The organism is Vibrio sp. S457-15, from assembly GCF_000960545.1.
In the GTDB taxonomy this organism is placed as follows: Bacteria; Pseudomonadota; Gammaproteobacteria; order Enterobacterales; family Vibrionaceae; genus Vibrio; species Vibrio parahaemolyticus.
This window is the reverse complement of the sequence record NZ_JYOQ01000079.1, coordinates 1-380: the sequence shown is the minus strand read 5'-3', so window position 1 is coordinate 380 and position 380 is coordinate 1. Positions and strand designations below refer to the sequence as shown.

1 pseudogene is annotated in these 380 nt (G+C 44.5%); it reads left to right on the top strand.

What is annotated here, in order from left to right:
- Nucleotides 1–315 (top strand): annotated as a pseudogene (fliD, locus tag UF05_RS08685) (flagellar filament capping protein FliD); the annotation flags it as partial.
- Between the last annotated feature and the right edge of the window lie 65 nt (nucleotides 316–380).

The window sequence follows — 380 nt, the reverse complement described above, 5'->3', positions numbered from 1 at the left end:
CACTTCATGCCTTCAAGCACTGAAACCGGCGTTGCCAATCAAATCAACGTGTCAGCGACGGGCACAGGACAAACATGGTTTGAAGATGCATTCACAAACATCAATCAAATCAGTGCACCACAAGATGCCGTGATCTGGTTGGGTGCAGAGAATACTGGTCTAAAACTCACTAACTCGAGCAATACGTTTGAGGGGGATATTGATGGCGTAGACATTACCGTAACCAAGGCTTAAACATCTGAAGAAACCGCGATTGGTTTAGGTATCGGCGCTGATGACGAAGCGACAAAAGAGCAACTAAACAAGTTCGTCGAATAATACAACAAACTCGTTTAAACCATTGATCAACACACCCAACTTGGTGGAGAGGATAAAAAACG